The organism is Neobacillus soli NBRC 102451, from assembly GCF_001591665.1.
Lineage (GTDB): Bacteria > Bacillota > Bacilli > Bacillales > Cytobacillaceae > Neobacillus > Neobacillus soli.
Genome location: NZ_BCVI01000034.1, coordinates 1 through 13,325, shown reverse-complemented (window position 1 = coordinate 13,325; position 13,325 = coordinate 1). Strand labels below are relative to the sequence as shown.

Annotated in this window: 14 protein-coding genes; 5 read left to right on the top strand and 9 right to left on the bottom strand. The window is 42.3% G+C overall.

What is annotated here, in order from left to right; genetic code table 11:
* Positions 1–32: 32 nt before the first annotated feature.
* Together rbsD and BSO02S_RS12520 are read right to left on the bottom strand one after the other, a co-directional pair.
* Positions 33–431, bottom strand: a complete 399-nt coding sequence (gene rbsD / locus BSO02S_RS12525) for a D-ribose pyranase (RefSeq protein WP_066067379.1) — start codon at positions 429–431, stop codon at positions 33–35.
* Between the two features lie 33 nt (positions 432–464).
* Positions 465–1,475 (bottom strand): LacI family DNA-binding transcriptional regulator, encoded by a 1,011-nt coding sequence (locus BSO02S_RS12520; protein WP_066067376.1) that lies wholly within the window; start codon positions 1,473–1,475, stop codon positions 465–467.
* 486 nt (positions 1,476–1,961) lie between these two features.
* On the opposite strand from BSO02S_RS12520, the gene zupT reads away from it, so the two are divergent.
* Positions 1,962–2,771, top strand: a complete 810-nt coding sequence (gene zupT / locus BSO02S_RS12515) for a zinc transporter ZupT (RefSeq protein WP_066067442.1) — start codon at positions 1,962–1,964, stop codon at positions 2,769–2,771.
* On the opposite strand, the gene BSO02S_RS27085 is transcribed toward zupT, so the two are convergent.
* Both BSO02S_RS27085 and BSO02S_RS12510 read right to left on the bottom strand, forming a co-directional pair.
* Entirely contained in the window at positions 2,764–2,931 is a 168-nt protein-coding gene (locus BSO02S_RS27085) for a hypothetical protein (RefSeq protein WP_157081458.1), read from the bottom strand. The two genes, zupT and BSO02S_RS27085, sit on opposite strands and share 8 nt — an antisense overlap.
* A complete protein-coding gene (locus BSO02S_RS12510; protein WP_066067375.1) occupies positions 2,916–3,524 on the bottom strand; it encodes a transposase in 609 nt (202 codons plus the stop codon). Before BSO02S_RS12510 ends, BSO02S_RS27085 begins: the two co-directional genes overlap by 16 nt.
* Positions 3,525–3,954: 430 nt before the next feature.
* On the opposite strand from BSO02S_RS12510, the gene BSO02S_RS12505 reads away from it, so the two are divergent.
* The gene (locus tag BSO02S_RS12505; protein ID WP_066067372.1) at positions 3,955–4,230 is read left to right on the top strand and encodes a hypothetical protein; all 276 of its coding nucleotides are present in this window, start codon (positions 3,955–3,957) and stop codon (positions 4,228–4,230) included.
* Between the two features lie 138 nt (positions 4,231–4,368).
* On the opposite strand, the gene BSO02S_RS12500 is transcribed toward BSO02S_RS12505, so the two are convergent.
* Together BSO02S_RS12500 and BSO02S_RS12495 are read right to left on the bottom strand one after the other, a co-directional pair.
* Positions 4,369–5,340, bottom strand: coding sequence for a ring-cleaving dioxygenase (locus BSO02S_RS12500; protein ID WP_066067370.1), 972 nt, complete (start codon positions 5,338–5,340; stop codon positions 4,369–4,371).
* Between the two features lie 157 nt (positions 5,341–5,497).
* Positions 5,498–5,761, bottom strand: coding sequence for a SemiSWEET transporter (locus tag BSO02S_RS12495; protein WP_066067368.1), 264 nt, complete (start codon positions 5,759–5,761; stop codon positions 5,498–5,500).
* Between the two features lie 273 nt (positions 5,762–6,034).
* Here BSO02S_RS12495 and BSO02S_RS12490 point away from each other — a divergent pair, with 273 nt between their 5' ends.
* Positions 6,035–8,062, top strand: a complete 2,028-nt coding sequence (locus BSO02S_RS12490) for a molybdopterin oxidoreductase family protein (RefSeq protein WP_066067367.1) — start codon at positions 6,035–6,037, stop codon at positions 8,060–8,062.
* A gap of 68 nt (positions 8,063–8,130) precedes the next feature.
* Here BSO02S_RS12490 and BSO02S_RS12485 read toward each other — a convergent pair whose 3' ends face one another.
* The 3 genes from BSO02S_RS12485 to BSO02S_RS12475 form a co-directional block, all read right to left on the bottom strand.
* A complete protein-coding gene (locus BSO02S_RS12485; protein ID WP_066067439.1) occupies positions 8,131–8,964 on the bottom strand; it encodes a YitT family protein in 834 nt (277 codons plus the stop codon).
* Between the two features lie 14 nt (positions 8,965–8,978).
* Positions 8,979–10,286 carry a putative bifunctional diguanylate cyclase/phosphodiesterase gene (locus BSO02S_RS12480; RefSeq protein WP_066067364.1) on the bottom strand — a complete coding sequence of 436 codons (1,308 nt, stop codon included), beginning with the start codon at positions 10,284–10,286 and terminating at the stop codon, positions 8,979–8,981.
* Between the two features lie 136 nt (positions 10,287–10,422).
* Positions 10,423–11,691: a dicarboxylate/amino acid:cation symporter gene (locus BSO02S_RS12475; RefSeq protein ID WP_066067436.1), complete on the bottom strand. Its 1,269-nt coding sequence runs from the start codon at positions 11,689–11,691 to the stop codon at positions 10,423–10,425.
* 490 nt (positions 11,692–12,181) lie between these two features.
* Between BSO02S_RS12475 and BSO02S_RS12470 the strand changes: the two genes are divergently transcribed.
* Both BSO02S_RS12470 and BSO02S_RS12465 read left to right on the top strand, forming a co-directional pair.
* The gene (locus BSO02S_RS12470) at positions 12,182–12,907 is read left to right on the top strand and encodes an SH3 domain-containing protein (protein ID WP_066067361.1); all 726 of its coding nucleotides are present in this window, start codon (positions 12,182–12,184) and stop codon (positions 12,905–12,907) included.
* Positions 12,908–13,045: 138 nt separating this feature from the next.
* On the top strand, positions 13,046–13,321 hold the full coding sequence (locus BSO02S_RS12465; RefSeq protein ID WP_066067433.1) for an excalibur calcium-binding domain-containing protein: 276 nt from the start codon (positions 13,046–13,048) through the stop codon (positions 13,319–13,321).
* The last annotated feature ends 4 nt before the right edge of the window (positions 13,322–13,325 follow it).

Genomic DNA, 13,325 nt, shown 5'->3' with positions numbered 1-13,325 from the left:
TGCCCATTCCCCCTTTGGATGAGGTCAAAATATTAATAAACAACACCTGCAACTAAAATGACATTCGCATATCCGGTAAACTCACCTGTCCGAATCAGCCCTCTTGCCTGTTTTGTTTGCTGCTTAAATTCCACATGTGGAACATACTCAACCGGTAGATTTGGGAATCTGCTCACGATTTGGTCATGCATTTCTGGACTAGCCGTTTTAACTTCTTCTGCTAAAATCACCCTCTCAACCTCGAGCTCGGTTAAAACAGTATCAAGGGTGTCTAAAAAACTTGGTACTCCTTCTTTCAGTGCTAAATCAATACGATGTGTAACATTTTCCGGAATCGGTAAGCCTGCATCAGTTACGACGATGTAATCAGTGTGACCAGTTTCAGAGATTAATTGGTTAATCTTCGGATTTAGAATTCCGCCTTTTTTCATAATTTCTTCCTCCTAGCTTCAAAATGTAAACGTTTAGATTTTATGGCATGACTCTCGAATCTTTAATTCGGGTGTTAATAAAAATTCCCGTTTAGGGAGATTTCCTTTAAAATGAATGCGTTCGTACAATAATTGAAAAGCGATTTCGCCAATCGTCGTCATTGGCCGCGAGACAACAGATAGTCTCGGTTTGATGAAGGTGGCAATTTCGACATCATCAAAGCCAATAAAGGAGACTTCTTCGCCCAACTTCCAATCCAGTTCAGTCAGAGCTTTAACGCAGCCTATCGTCATCTGATTATTCGATGAAAATATCGCAGTTGGACGATTATTTGAATAAAACAAACGTAACGCACCCTTGTAACCGCTATTTTCCATAAAATCACCCTGAATAACCAAACTGGAATCAAGGGGAATATTATATTCCTCCAGCGCCTTCTTATAACCTAAATAGCGTTCCCGGCCTGGCGTTGTGTTCTGCGGTCCACAAATAATCGCAATTCGTTCATGTCCCTGTAAAATTAATTGGCGGACAGCCTGATAGGCCCCATTCACGTTATCAACCAACACTGTATCTACCTCAAAATTTTTAATAGTCCGGTCAACAGCAACAATTGGAATACCTTGATCCTGAAGCAGTTTGATATGGTCACCCGTTTCATTTGCTGTTGTAATGATGACGCCATCCACCCCACGTTCGATAAAGATTCTAACAATCTCTTCTTCGATAATTGTGGATTCATTTGTACTGCTGAGTATCGTGTAATAACCTTTTTCTCTTGCCTTCTGCTCGATTCCAGCAACAACATGCGGAAAAAATGGGTTGGTAATATCTGGCACAATAATCCCAATGGTGTTCGTTTCTTTTCGCTTCATACTCCTAGCCAGAGCACTGCGGATATAACCAAGTTCACTGATAGCGTTTACAATTCTCTCTTCAGTAACCTTTCGAACGCCGCCTTGGTTGTTTATTACCCTAGATACAGTTGCAATCGAAACACTCGCAAGCTTGGCTACATCCTCAATAGTCGGTTTGCACTCCATAATATGTAAACTCCTAAAATATAAACTTCTAAAATGTAAACGTTTAGATTTTCCGATACAAAATCTTTTTCGTAAAGTTTAGCAACCGTTTGTTCTTCCAGTTATAAATGTAAACGTTTAGATTTTTATAATTTGATAATATCACCACTAGGAAATGTACGCAAGATGAATTTCCAAATAATTATAGAAATTATAACATTTCAATACTCGTCGAGTTTAATTGCTAGAATGATTTGCCAAAATACCCTTCCCCCCCTTCGCCATATTTGGGATGCTGCCAGCAAGTATCCTCCCATGTGGACAAATACGTTTTTTTGTCCATGAATGGTGCCTGACACCAATAACACCATAAACAATATTGTAAAAAGTTTTATAAAGGAAACAATTCTGGGTTAGCGCATATAAAATATAACCTACACAAAAAAGGTTTATTCGAGATGATGGGAATTTGATGAGATACATTCCATGAAGGGAGAGGAGTTAAAGGTGACGGAAAATTTGTTATTAGCCTTTGGATTAACATTATTTGCTGGCCTTGCAACCGGGATTGGCAGCGTTCTTGCCTTCTTCACATCGCACACGAATACCAAATTTTTATCGGTAACCCTTGGGTTCTCTGCAGGTGTGATGATTTATGTGTCGATGATTGAAATTTTTGCAAAAGCTAAGGTAGCGCTTGTCAACGCCCTGGGGACCGGTCCGGGGAACTGGCTGACCGTTGGCGGTTTCTTTGCGGGCATGTTGTTGATTGCCAGTATTGACAAATTTATTCCCAAGCAAAGCAACCCCCACGAACTGAAGACAGTGGAGGATATGAATAGTCATGGAAGTAAGGGCAATCAGCCTGATTTATTAAAAATGGGGACCTTTACGGCTCTTGCCATCGGTATTCATAACTTCCCGGAGGGGATTGCAACCTTCACCTCGGCATTGCAGGATCCGGCACTCGGAATAGCCATTGCCGTAGCGATTGCTATTCATAATATTCCTGAGGGTATCGCCGTTTCCGTCCCTGTCTACTTTGCGACAGGTGATAAGAAAAAGGCCTTTAAACTTTCGTTCTTGTCCGGATTATCTGAGCCCGTTGGCGCGTTAGTGGCTTACCTTTTCTTGATGCCTTTCTTAAATGACGTCATGTTCGGTATCATCTTCGCTGCCGTTGCAGGAATTATGGTGTTTATATCCCTTGATGAATTGCTGCCCGCAGCACAGAGATACGATGAAGCACACCTATCAATCTATGGCCTAATTGGCGGCATGGCCGTTATGGCACTAAGCCTGCTGTTGTTTATTTAAAAATCGCTTCACCACCGTCCACCCCACGTGGACAAACCGAGTGGTTTGTCCGCGGGTGGTGCCTGACACCATGTTTTTTGACACCATAAGAACCCACCTCCACATTCACGCGGTACCCTTCCATCCCTTTTAAACCAATGCTGGTCACTTTTGCCCACATGGAAGAACCTCCCTATCCATGATGAAAATCTTGCCTTCCTCCCAAAAGAACTTATCTGTAGGCAGGGATTTCATATAATTTTCGTACTGTTGTGTGGCTGGTTCGGGAAAATAAGATAGAAGTGGGCTGGTGTTAATGAGTGGGATTTGCACACTGCGGACATAGGCCCGGTAGCTGCTCCACGGATAATCCTCCGGCGCTGCCACCATTCCCGCTTCCACTGGATTTAAATGAATATATTTGCTTACATCTATCTCGTATTCTGGGGAATTGAGCAGCTCGTCGCCATAACGCTTTTCAAACACATGGCCCGAAAAACCGTACTTTTTATTAAAATACTTGGCATATTTCGTGTTGATCATTTTCATGATGATACTAAGTGGGGTTGTGATTGTTTCGAGCTGAAGGTGAATGTGATTGGTCATTAGACAGTATGTGTGGAGATCGAAGGGGTAATGGGTCTTGGTGTTGTCAACGATGGCGAGGTATTTCTGATAATCCTCATCCTCATAAAAAAGCGAACTTTTTCTAATTCCTCTACTAGTAACATGATACTTCGCACCTTCAAACCAAGTACGAACACTGCGAACCATTTGCAATCACTCCTTAGTAAATGATGGATTTTTGGGCAAGACAGGCGGAAAAAAGGGTAAAAAAGAGGCTAAGCCATCGTAGATGAGAAGAAACGGAAGAAACGATTTCAACCCACTAATACCATTCGACACCAACCCCAAAAATCCTGCACAATCCATCAAAAAACTTCCCCCTTCCTACCAAAATATCACCCAATCAAAACTGTCCACCGTGCACGGACATTTGTCCACAATCGGTGCCTGACACCACAAAGTGACACCACAAAACACCAATAATGGCACCAATAACACTGATGTAACACTACAAACAGGTCACAGTTGGATGAAATTTACAATACACCGCAAATAGCTCTTTGAAAAGTGAATAAAAAGTCCCGGGTGTTAATATTTATTTTATAGGGATTATAATTTTACATTACATTTTGGGGGGATGCTTCTGAGAGCAGTAAGAATCATTCAATGGTTGATTGGTGGGATCCTTTTCGGGTTTGGTATATACCTCATTTTTTGGATACAGGAATTCTTCGGAACCTTAGCAATTATTGCGGCATTTTTTATCTTCCCCAGTCTTGAACAGAAATGCGGGACTGAACTGACGCCTGAAAATAGTGATTCCAACAGCCATAATCCCCGTGATTCAGAAATATCCTCGTGGAGCGGTGATTCAGACGGCGGCAGTGTCCAAAAGGACCGCCAGCAAGGTTAATAATGATTTACGAAACGTCATTAAAAATTGATGCTTCGATTAAGCTTCACAAAAGCCTCCAAGGACCAAGTACAAGCACAAGAAAAGCCCCCGATAATTTCGAGGACTTTTCTTGTGCACAATTGGTTACTTTTTTTACTACAGATCCAAATCTAATGGACGCAATTTGGCTTCAATTTCCTGACGACGCGGTTCTAAAAAGGGTGGCAACGCTAACCGTTCACCCATTGTTTCCATCGGTTCGTCGACATCAAATCCCGGTGTGTCCGTCGATAATTCAAATAAGATATGATTCGGTTCACGAAAATATAAGGCTTTGAAATAGTATCGTTCCACTTTTCCGGAATTCATCAGTCCAAACGACGCAATGCGTTTAACCCAATATTCATATTCCTCTTCATTTGGAACACGAAAAGCAACATGGTGGACACTGCCGCGGCCGGCCCTTTCCCTCGGTAAATCTGGTCTTGCTTCAATGTGCACCTCTGCTCCAGGGCCGCCCTCACCCGTAGCATATACCTGAATATCAGGGAATTCTCCCGCTAGTGAAGGATAAGACCCAACATGTCTAAAGCCCATGACTTCCGTTAAAACACCGATTGTTGGCTCCGGAATCGCTAATGTTAGTGTCACAGGTCCTAACCCAATAATCGCGTGTTCGACAGGCACATCACTTTGTCCCCATGCCTCACCTGCCCTAACACCCTTTTCACCATTATCTGCCACTAATACTAACCGAGTGCCCTCATAGTCTTGGAAGGCAAGTGTGTCACGGCCAGCTCTTTTTTCAATCGTTCCATGGTGAATACCCAATTGCTCGAATCTCTCTTCCCAATAACGGAGTGACACTGTGTCTTTGACTCTGAAGGATGTGGAAGAAATACTAGAAACACCTGGATACGTGTGACCAAGTCCTGGTATGTCAAAAAAGGTAATCTCCGTCCCCGGACTCCCTTTTGCATCTCCGTAAAATAAATGATAGGACTCGGTATTGTCTTGGTTCACCGTTTTCTTAACTAGCCGCAATCCTAATACTTTTGTATAAAAGTGAAAATTCCTTTCCGCTTTGCCAGTTAGGATCGACACATGATGTAAGCCTAACAACTTCATTGAAATCCCCCCTTATATTTGGTATATCCATTTTCGTTAAAAAAATATCTCGAATTCGAGATAATTGTAACAAACCGATGTTCCAACTGTCAACCTTACCACCATTAGAATCATAAAAAATGACCTCTTTCCAGTTGGAGAGCGGTCACATTTATTTTCACCCTTGACTATCCCTTACCTTAAAAACCAATATAGTTACCGCCAGTATAAAGGTAATAAGGTTTGCAACAATGATTGGAATATCTTTGATAAATAGTCCATAAATCAGCCACATTAATACTCCTGCAGTGAACAGGCTGTACATCATTAAAGAGATTCCCTCCGTGTTTTTCTCCTTGATTGTTTTTATCGCCTGCGGAAGGAAAGAAAGTGTGGTTAGAATTGCCGCAAAATACCCAAAAAATGAAACCATCTGCTCCATTGTTTTATCACTCCTTAACTGACTATGTATGATAGTGTACAAGAATCATTTTAATCAGTCAGAATCCATCACCCTACAAAGTTGAACCCTGATTAATGCACCCCAGGTCAATTTCTAATTCCCCAGGTGCTTCCTGGCACAAGAGCGTTTCTTCCATTATACTAATAAACAACAACTACCTAACTTTTAAAAACCAACAATATTTCATAAAATACTTTTACGGAAAATCAATAATTAGGTGGTGCCTGACACCAAAAGAAAGGAGATACCACTATGCAACAAAACGGTGTGTTTCATGCTGTTTGCCCGCTGGACTGTCCTGACCAATGCGGGTTGTTACTTTACAAAGAAAACGGAAAAATCACCAAAGTAAATGGTGACCCCCAGCATCCGGTTACAAAAGGGCATATTTGCAGCAAAGTGCGGAATATGGGGGCACGAATTTATGATGAAAAGCGTCTGAAATATCCGCTAAAACGCACGGGCGCTAAAGGCGAAGGAAAGTTCACACCCATCAGCTGGGAGGAAGCCCTAAGCACGATTACCTCCCGTTGGACAGAGCTTATTCAATCAGATGGGCCGGAAAGCATTCTTCCCTACAGTTTTTATGGAAATATGGGAAGACTTAGTGCGGAAGGAATGGACCGCCGTTTCTTCAACCGCTTAGGCGCTTCACAGCTAGACCGAACCATTTGCTCATCCGCAGGATCCGTCGGCTATAAATATACGATGGGCGGCAGCCTGGGAATCGACCCTGAAGATACGCTCCACTCCAAGTTATTCATCTTTTGGGGTATTAATGCCGCCAGCACGAACATGCACCAAGTTGCCCTCGCGCAAAAAGCACGCAAGCAAAATGGTGCCAAAATCATCGTTATCGATGTCCATAAAAATCAAACTGGTAGATTAGCAGACTGGTTTATTCCGATTTTACCAGGTACCGATAGTGCCCTTGCCCTAGGAATGATGCATATTTTATTTAGCGAAAACATGGCGGACTACGACTTTTTACAAAAATATACGGTTGGACACGACGAGCTTCGTAAGCATGTCGTCCAATACGACCCGGTCACCGTTTCAGGAATCACGGGCGTACCAGTAGCGGATATTTACAAGCTGGCCCGCCTTTATGGCACAGCCTCTCCTTCGTTTATCAGGATTGGCAACGGGCCGCAGCACCACGACAATGGCGGCATGTTTGTCCGTACTATTTCTTGCCTTCCTGCCCTTACTGGTCAGTGGCTAGTGAAAGGCGGTGGTGCGATTAAAGGGAATTCGGCCTATCTGGCTCCGAATACTGAAAGACTGCAGCGACCGGATTTGTTGAAAAATAAACACACACGTGTGATTAATATGAATCTAATCGGCGAAGCATTACTAACGCTAGACCCACCCGTAAAATCACTCTACGTGTACGGCTCGAACCCTGCAGTGGTTGCACCTGAAAGCAATAAAGTCAGAACAGGTTTAGCGCGCGAAGATTTATTCCTTGTCGTCCACGAGTTATTTTTAACCGAAACAGCCAAGTACGCGGATATTGTCTTACCGGCCACATCTTCCTTTGAAAATACAGACTTTTATACATCGTACTGGCATCATTATCTTCAACTTCAGCGGCCAGTCATCGAACCATATGGAGAGTCAAAATCAAATGTTGACGTTTTTCGGCTGCTTGCAAAAGGGATGGGTTTTGAGGATTTACCTTTAATGGAAACAGAAGCAGAGATGATTGCCGGGGCGCTTGATAACCCGCGCAATCCTTATTTGGAAGGGATTCATTACGATGCCCTGGTGGAGCAGCACTATTTGAAGGCCAAGGTGAAACCATTGTTCCCAGGAAAACTGCCGACCCCCAGCGGAAAAATCGAACTATTTTCAGAGCAGATGAAAGCGGATGGGTATCCCCCATTGCCAACGTATGTTCCTTTAGTGAATGATGGCAATCATCCCTATCAATTTGTCCCGGGGCCTAATCATCATTTCTTAAACTCTACTTTTTCCAACAACCAAAGGCACATCAGTTTGGAAAAGGAGCCACGCTTGCATATGAATCAAAAGGATGCGGCTAAGGCAGGCATTGATGATGGTGAAATTGTCCGCGTTTGGAACGGGCGCGGGGAATGTGAGCTAAAGGTATCCTTAGGCGAAAATGTCCTGCCAGGAGTAGTTGCTACCCAGGGACTTTGGGTAGATTCAGAAAGTACAAAGCAGAACGTTAACAACCTTACCCCCGACCGCATCGCCGATATGGGCGGCGGAGCCGTCTTCTTTTCCGGGCGAGTGAGCGTGGGGAAAATATAGGCGGTGCCTGACACCACAAAAAGACATTTGTCCACGCGTGGTGTCAGGCACCAACTCAAAGGCACCAACTAACCTGCCTTGTATCCTTTCCCCATCATCTCATGGACATTATGGATTGTGACGTAGGCATTTTCGTCGATTCCGTTGATGATATTTTTCAGTTGGACGATTTCCTGTTTATTGATGACAAGGTATAACACGTCTTTGTTCTGCCCGGTGTAGCCGCCGCGCCCGTCCAATACCGTCAAACCACGGGACATTTTACGGGTGATGCCATCGAGGACTAACTCGGGCGAATTGGAAATGATCAAAACCGCGACCCGTTCGTCCAGTCCCGCAACAATGAAATCGATGGCTTTCGCCCCAATGTAAACAATCAGCAAGGTATACATCGCTTTTTCCAAGCCAATGATAAAAACGGAACCGGCCACGACGGCTACGTCAATAATGAGCATGGCCTTCGCAATACTCCAACCTAATAATTGATTAGCCAGCCTAGCTAGGATTGTCGATCCTCCAGAGGTTCCGCCAGCCCGGAAAATCAAGCCCAAGCCGACACCAACCAGCAATCCAGCAAAAAGGGATGCCAATAGAGTATCCTCTGTTAACCGTTTGCCAATATCCTCTGTAAAAAATAAAAAACCAGAGCTCGCGGCAATCGTAACCAGTGTGTAAACAAAGGTTCTTTTTTCAAAAAATTTATAACCAACCGCTAGGAGCGCCAAATTTAAAACTAGGTTGACCATACCCGGGGACCAATGAAACAAATAGTAGGTAATAATGGTAATCCCCAAAACACCGCCTTCTGAGAGCCGGTTTGGTATCGTAAAATAATTAACACCCACAGCAAAGATCAGTGAACCGATTACTATTAATAGAATATCCTTCCATGTCTTTTTCATAAAAACTCCTTCCTTCAAACCGCTCCAACTCTTTCCTCGATTTCGCCAATGGAATCAATAAGCTCAGCGAACGATATTGGTTTACCGATAAAGTATCCCTGAATAATATCACAGTCCAGCAAAAGCCATTCCGTAAACTGAGTCTTGTCCTCAATTCCTTCAATGACCACCTGCATCCCCAGATTATGGGCCATAGTAATAATTGGCGAAATGACGCTTTGATGTTGTTTATTTTTCATTAAACTAATCACAAAATCTCGATCTAGCTTAATAAAATCAAGCGGTAATTTAATAAAGTCTGAAAACGAGAAATAGCCATTTCCAAAATCATCCAAAGCGATTGTGAAACCCATCTCTTTTAAACAATGTAATCGCTCATTCACCTTTTTAACCGAATAAATCTCAACATTTTCAGTGATTTCCAACGTAATTTGCGCCGGCGATAGCGTATATCGCTTTAAAATATTGGCGATTTCCTCTAAAAGATATTCCAATAAGAGTTGATTCACGGACAAGTTGATTGAATATTTTAACTTCCGGTTCTTCTCATTAGCAATCGTTTGACAAACCTCTCCGAAAACCCAGAAAAAAAGATGATTCAACATGCCAGCATTATCGGCGTAATGAATAAATTCAGCTGGAGGAATTTCACCCAAGCTGGGGTGATTCCAGCGAATTAAGGCTTCTGCCCCCACTATCTTCCTTTGCCTCAAGCAATACTGTGGCTGGTACTGAACAAAAAGCTGGCCTTTCTTCAGTGCATAGGGAAGATTATTTTCAATTAACACTTTTCGGTAGGCGCTCTTATTTAACTCCCCATTATAAAACGAGAAGTGATTTTCCCCAAGCGCTTCTGCTACATACATTTGTGCTTTGGCTATGGATTTCAGTTCATGTGGTTCTTCAGATCCATAGGGATACATACAAATTCCGATATTACTGGGCACTGAAAAATGATGAAAATCAATCGTAAACGTAGCAGAAATCGAGCGAATAATCCGCTCACAGATGACTTGACAATCGTGCTCAGTAATATCCGCTATTAGTAGGACAAAATCTGTTCTATTTATTCTTGCAACTGTATCAATATCTCTAAGGACATGTTTTAATCTCGCGACTATTTTTCTGCTAAGGGCAGGTTCGAGTTCATCATCATTAGTTTGGGATAGCTCAAGTGGAAAATATAATCGCAGGTAACAAACGGCTGTTGACATTTGAAATCTTTTACTAAAAGCTAAAGTTAAATTGAGGCGTTCACTTAGTATTTCGCTATTTGATAATCCAGCCTTGTTACGGATTTTTTCGGTATTTTCATTTTCCATTATGAACACCTCGTTTAGTTAGAAAAATACTTTTCTTCCTTAAATCTTAACCCAAAACATGGTAACCATCAAACTACCATTTTAAAAAAATGCCCTCATGAGGATTCATGAGGACAATTAGTATAGTGTCAGGCACCTATGCGACTTCTTCGCCGCTTTTAAAGGTTTTACTAATCCAGTTTTTTCCCTCAACCAATCGTGTCACCAACATAGCGCAAACGGTATTCCCAGTTGAATTGAGCAGGGTCGCTGGGGCATCAATGATTGTGCTGATGACGGCGATAATCGGTAGGGTTTCCGGCGGGAATCCGTAGACGCTAATAATCAGCATTTCGCCGATCATCCCGCCGCCGGGAATCGCTCCCATCACCGCGCCAACTAAAAAGGCGACAGCTAGAACGCTTAATAGATTGGAAATGCTTGTTAAATCCTTTCCGAATAACGCAAACAGGAAGACGATTTTCAGCACGCCGCCGAAGACGGAACCATCTTTATGTGTGTTTGCACCAAGCGGAATAATCGTTTCAGCGATATCCTTTGGCACACCCATTTTTCTAACGGTCGCAAGGTTGACAGGAATACATGCGGCACTTGAACAAGTCGCAATCGCTGTGACCGATGGCGTGATGGCATTTTTCCAAAAAAGCTTGACCCCGGCCTTGCCGCCGGCGATGTAGGCGTAAAGGGTGAAGAAGCCAAAATAATAAATCAAAGCAAGAATCAGGTACAGCATAAACGAGCGGGCGTATCCTTCTAAAATCTGCGGGCCCAGTTCGCCAATGACCGCGGCAAAATAACAGCCCAGCCCAATTGGGGCATAATACATGATGATGCTGACCATTTTCATGATAACAGCCGTTGCTGATGATAAAAAGTCGGTAACGGGTTTCGCTTTTTCGCCAACCATTGCTGTCGAAATTCCAAACAGAACCGAGAAGACAATCAACTGGAGCATATTACTTCTTGACAGCAATAAATTGAAATCCGGTACCGTGAAGGTTGCGACCAAATGATCTAGAAACGATAATTTCTCGGCATCGGTCTCCACGGTGGAATGGTTCATTACCTCTTTGATTGAGGCAATATCGGCGTTTTCAATCGGATGAATAATGGAGGCACCGATAAGTCCAAGGATTGCTGCCACAGATGCGGTCACGAGGAAAACCACCACGATGCTGCCCATAATTTTTCCAAGCCGTTTCATCCCATTCATATTCGCAATCGCTGATGCAATGCTGAAAAATACTAAGGGCACGATTACCATGAACATTAAATTGAGAAATAAATCCCCAAACGGCTTAACAACTGCCGTCTTTGTCCCGAAGATCAAGCCAGCCGCTCCGCCAATGACAATGGAGGAAAGGAGAATAAGGGTAAATTGATAATTTTTAAAAAATAATTTCAAAGGATTCCACAGCCTTTCAACTTTATTCAAAACCAATATGGTGCTCCACACCACCAACTACCATAAAGATAAATTCAGAGAACTAGCCTTCGTCACCTAATAGAGGCGGTGTGAGCGAAGCTAAGCTTTTTCTAATTCATTGTGAAAAATGTATATTTTTCGCTTGAACTGGAAAAAACCAAATCACTTTTGCGGAACTCCGCCCCTTTTCCATACAAAGATAGATTCCACCTGACATCATACCCAAATTCACGCTCAAGGTAAATGACTTTATTGCTTACAAATAAGTCGAAATAATGAATCTATTAAGATGCTATTGAAACGAAACTTGTTACACTATTGGTGTTTTGTTATGGAACACAATTATATTTTCCATATTTATACATATTCCGACACCCGCCGGCCCGGAATTGTCTATATTTTTGTTTAAGTATTCGTTTATCAACAAGCTCCCTTTCCTTACAATAGAAATAGAAACGGAGGGATGGTATTGAAAACCTTTATTAAATTATCTACAGTATTAACTTTGCTGCTTGTTATCTTTTTTCCTTTTAACGCAACTACATATGCGGCTTCTAAATCCTCTGCCACGGTCACATCGAAAACGTTAAATGTAAGAGAAAAGCCTTCTATCAAATCCCCAAAAGTAGGAACCGTAAAAAAAGGGGCCAAAGTCACGGTCTATTCCAAAACAAAATCTGGCTGGTCGCAAATACAATACAAAACAAAAAAGGCTTATGTTATGACAACGTATTTGAAATTCACATCGAAGAGGACCAGCTATTTACTCGACAAAACCAAGGTCTATACCTATAAAGGATCCGAAGGGACTTACAAGTTAATCCCAACAGGCAAAAAGTATTATGGCTGGGACATCTGGTATTACTCATCTTCCACAAATAAAAAGGAAACCTTTATTGTTAGAGAAAACAGCAAAGGATTATATACGGGTTATATCGATTCCGAATATTATACCGATATCCAATATCCAGTGAAGGTTGGCCAAAAGTGGGATGTTGGATATGAAGGGGACGGACAGGAACGAATTACTTCTATAAAAAAGATGGTTAAAACCGCGGCAGGTACGTTTAAAGATTGTATCGAGGTGAAGGATGATTTTGGGTACACCCGCTATTATGCAAAAAACGTAGGCCCTGTTAAAACCATTTTTAAAGGAAAAACACTCAGTGAGTTATCAAGGTTAACAAAGAAATAAACTCACTTACCCTGGGCATTCACAATCCTAACAGTGGATGCCTTTTTTTTGGATGTTATTCATCTTTACATATTGATAATGTTATTAAATTGGATTATGATTAGAAAAGGAATTTTTATGGAAAAGGGGGCAGTTACATTGAAACGTTTTCTTACTATCTTGTTAGCTTTAGGATTAGTTCTTGGGATCTCTTATGGTCCAAGTTCCAGCCATGTTGTCGAGGCAAAGACAAAAATCGTCAAGTTTAAAAACTGTAAGGATTTGAATAAGGTGTACAAGGGCGGCGTTGCCCGTACAGCCAAAACGAAAAACAAAGGTGGAAAAACGAAATATAAGCCCTTTGTTTCAAAGGCACTTTACGATGCTAATAAAGGAAGAGATCGTGATAAAGACGGAATCGCCTGCGAGCGGTAAAAAG

Bases quoted from the DNA above. Each gene is read 5' to 3' on its own strand.
- rbsD (WP_066067379.1), bottom strand. From the start codon at position 431: ATGAAAAAAGGCGGAATTCTAAATCCGAAGATTAACCAATTAATCTCT.
- BSO02S_RS12520 (WP_066067376.1), bottom strand. From the start codon at position 1,475: ATGGAGTGCAAACCGACTATTGAGGATGTAGCCAAGCTTGCGAGTGTT.
- BSO02S_RS27085 (WP_157081458.1), bottom strand. From the start codon at position 2,931: ATGTGGGCAAAAGTGACCAGCATTGGTTTAAAAGGGATGGAAGGGTAC.
- BSO02S_RS12510 (WP_066067375.1), bottom strand. From the start codon at position 3,524: ATGGTTCGCAGTGTTCGTACTTGGTTTGAAGGTGCGAAGTATCATGTT.
- BSO02S_RS12505 (WP_066067372.1), top strand. From the start codon at position 3,955: ATGCTTCTGAGAGCAGTAAGAATCATTCAATGGTTGATTGGTGGGATC.
- BSO02S_RS12500 (WP_066067370.1), bottom strand. From the start codon at position 5,340: ATGAAGTTGTTAGGCTTACATCATGTGTCGATCCTAACTGGCAAAGCG.
- BSO02S_RS12495 (WP_066067368.1), bottom strand. From the start codon at position 5,761: ATGGAGCAGATGGTTTCATTTTTTGGGTATTTTGCGGCAATTCTAACC.
- BSO02S_RS12490 (WP_066067367.1), top strand. From the start codon at position 6,035: ATGCAACAAAACGGTGTGTTTCATGCTGTTTGCCCGCTGGACTGTCCT.
- BSO02S_RS12485 (WP_066067439.1), bottom strand. From the start codon at position 8,964: ATGAAAAAGACATGGAAGGATATTCTATTAATAGTAATCGGTTCACTG.
- BSO02S_RS12480 (WP_066067364.1), bottom strand. From the start codon at position 10,286: ATGGAAAATGAAAATACCGAAAAAATCCGTAACAAGGCTGGATTATCA.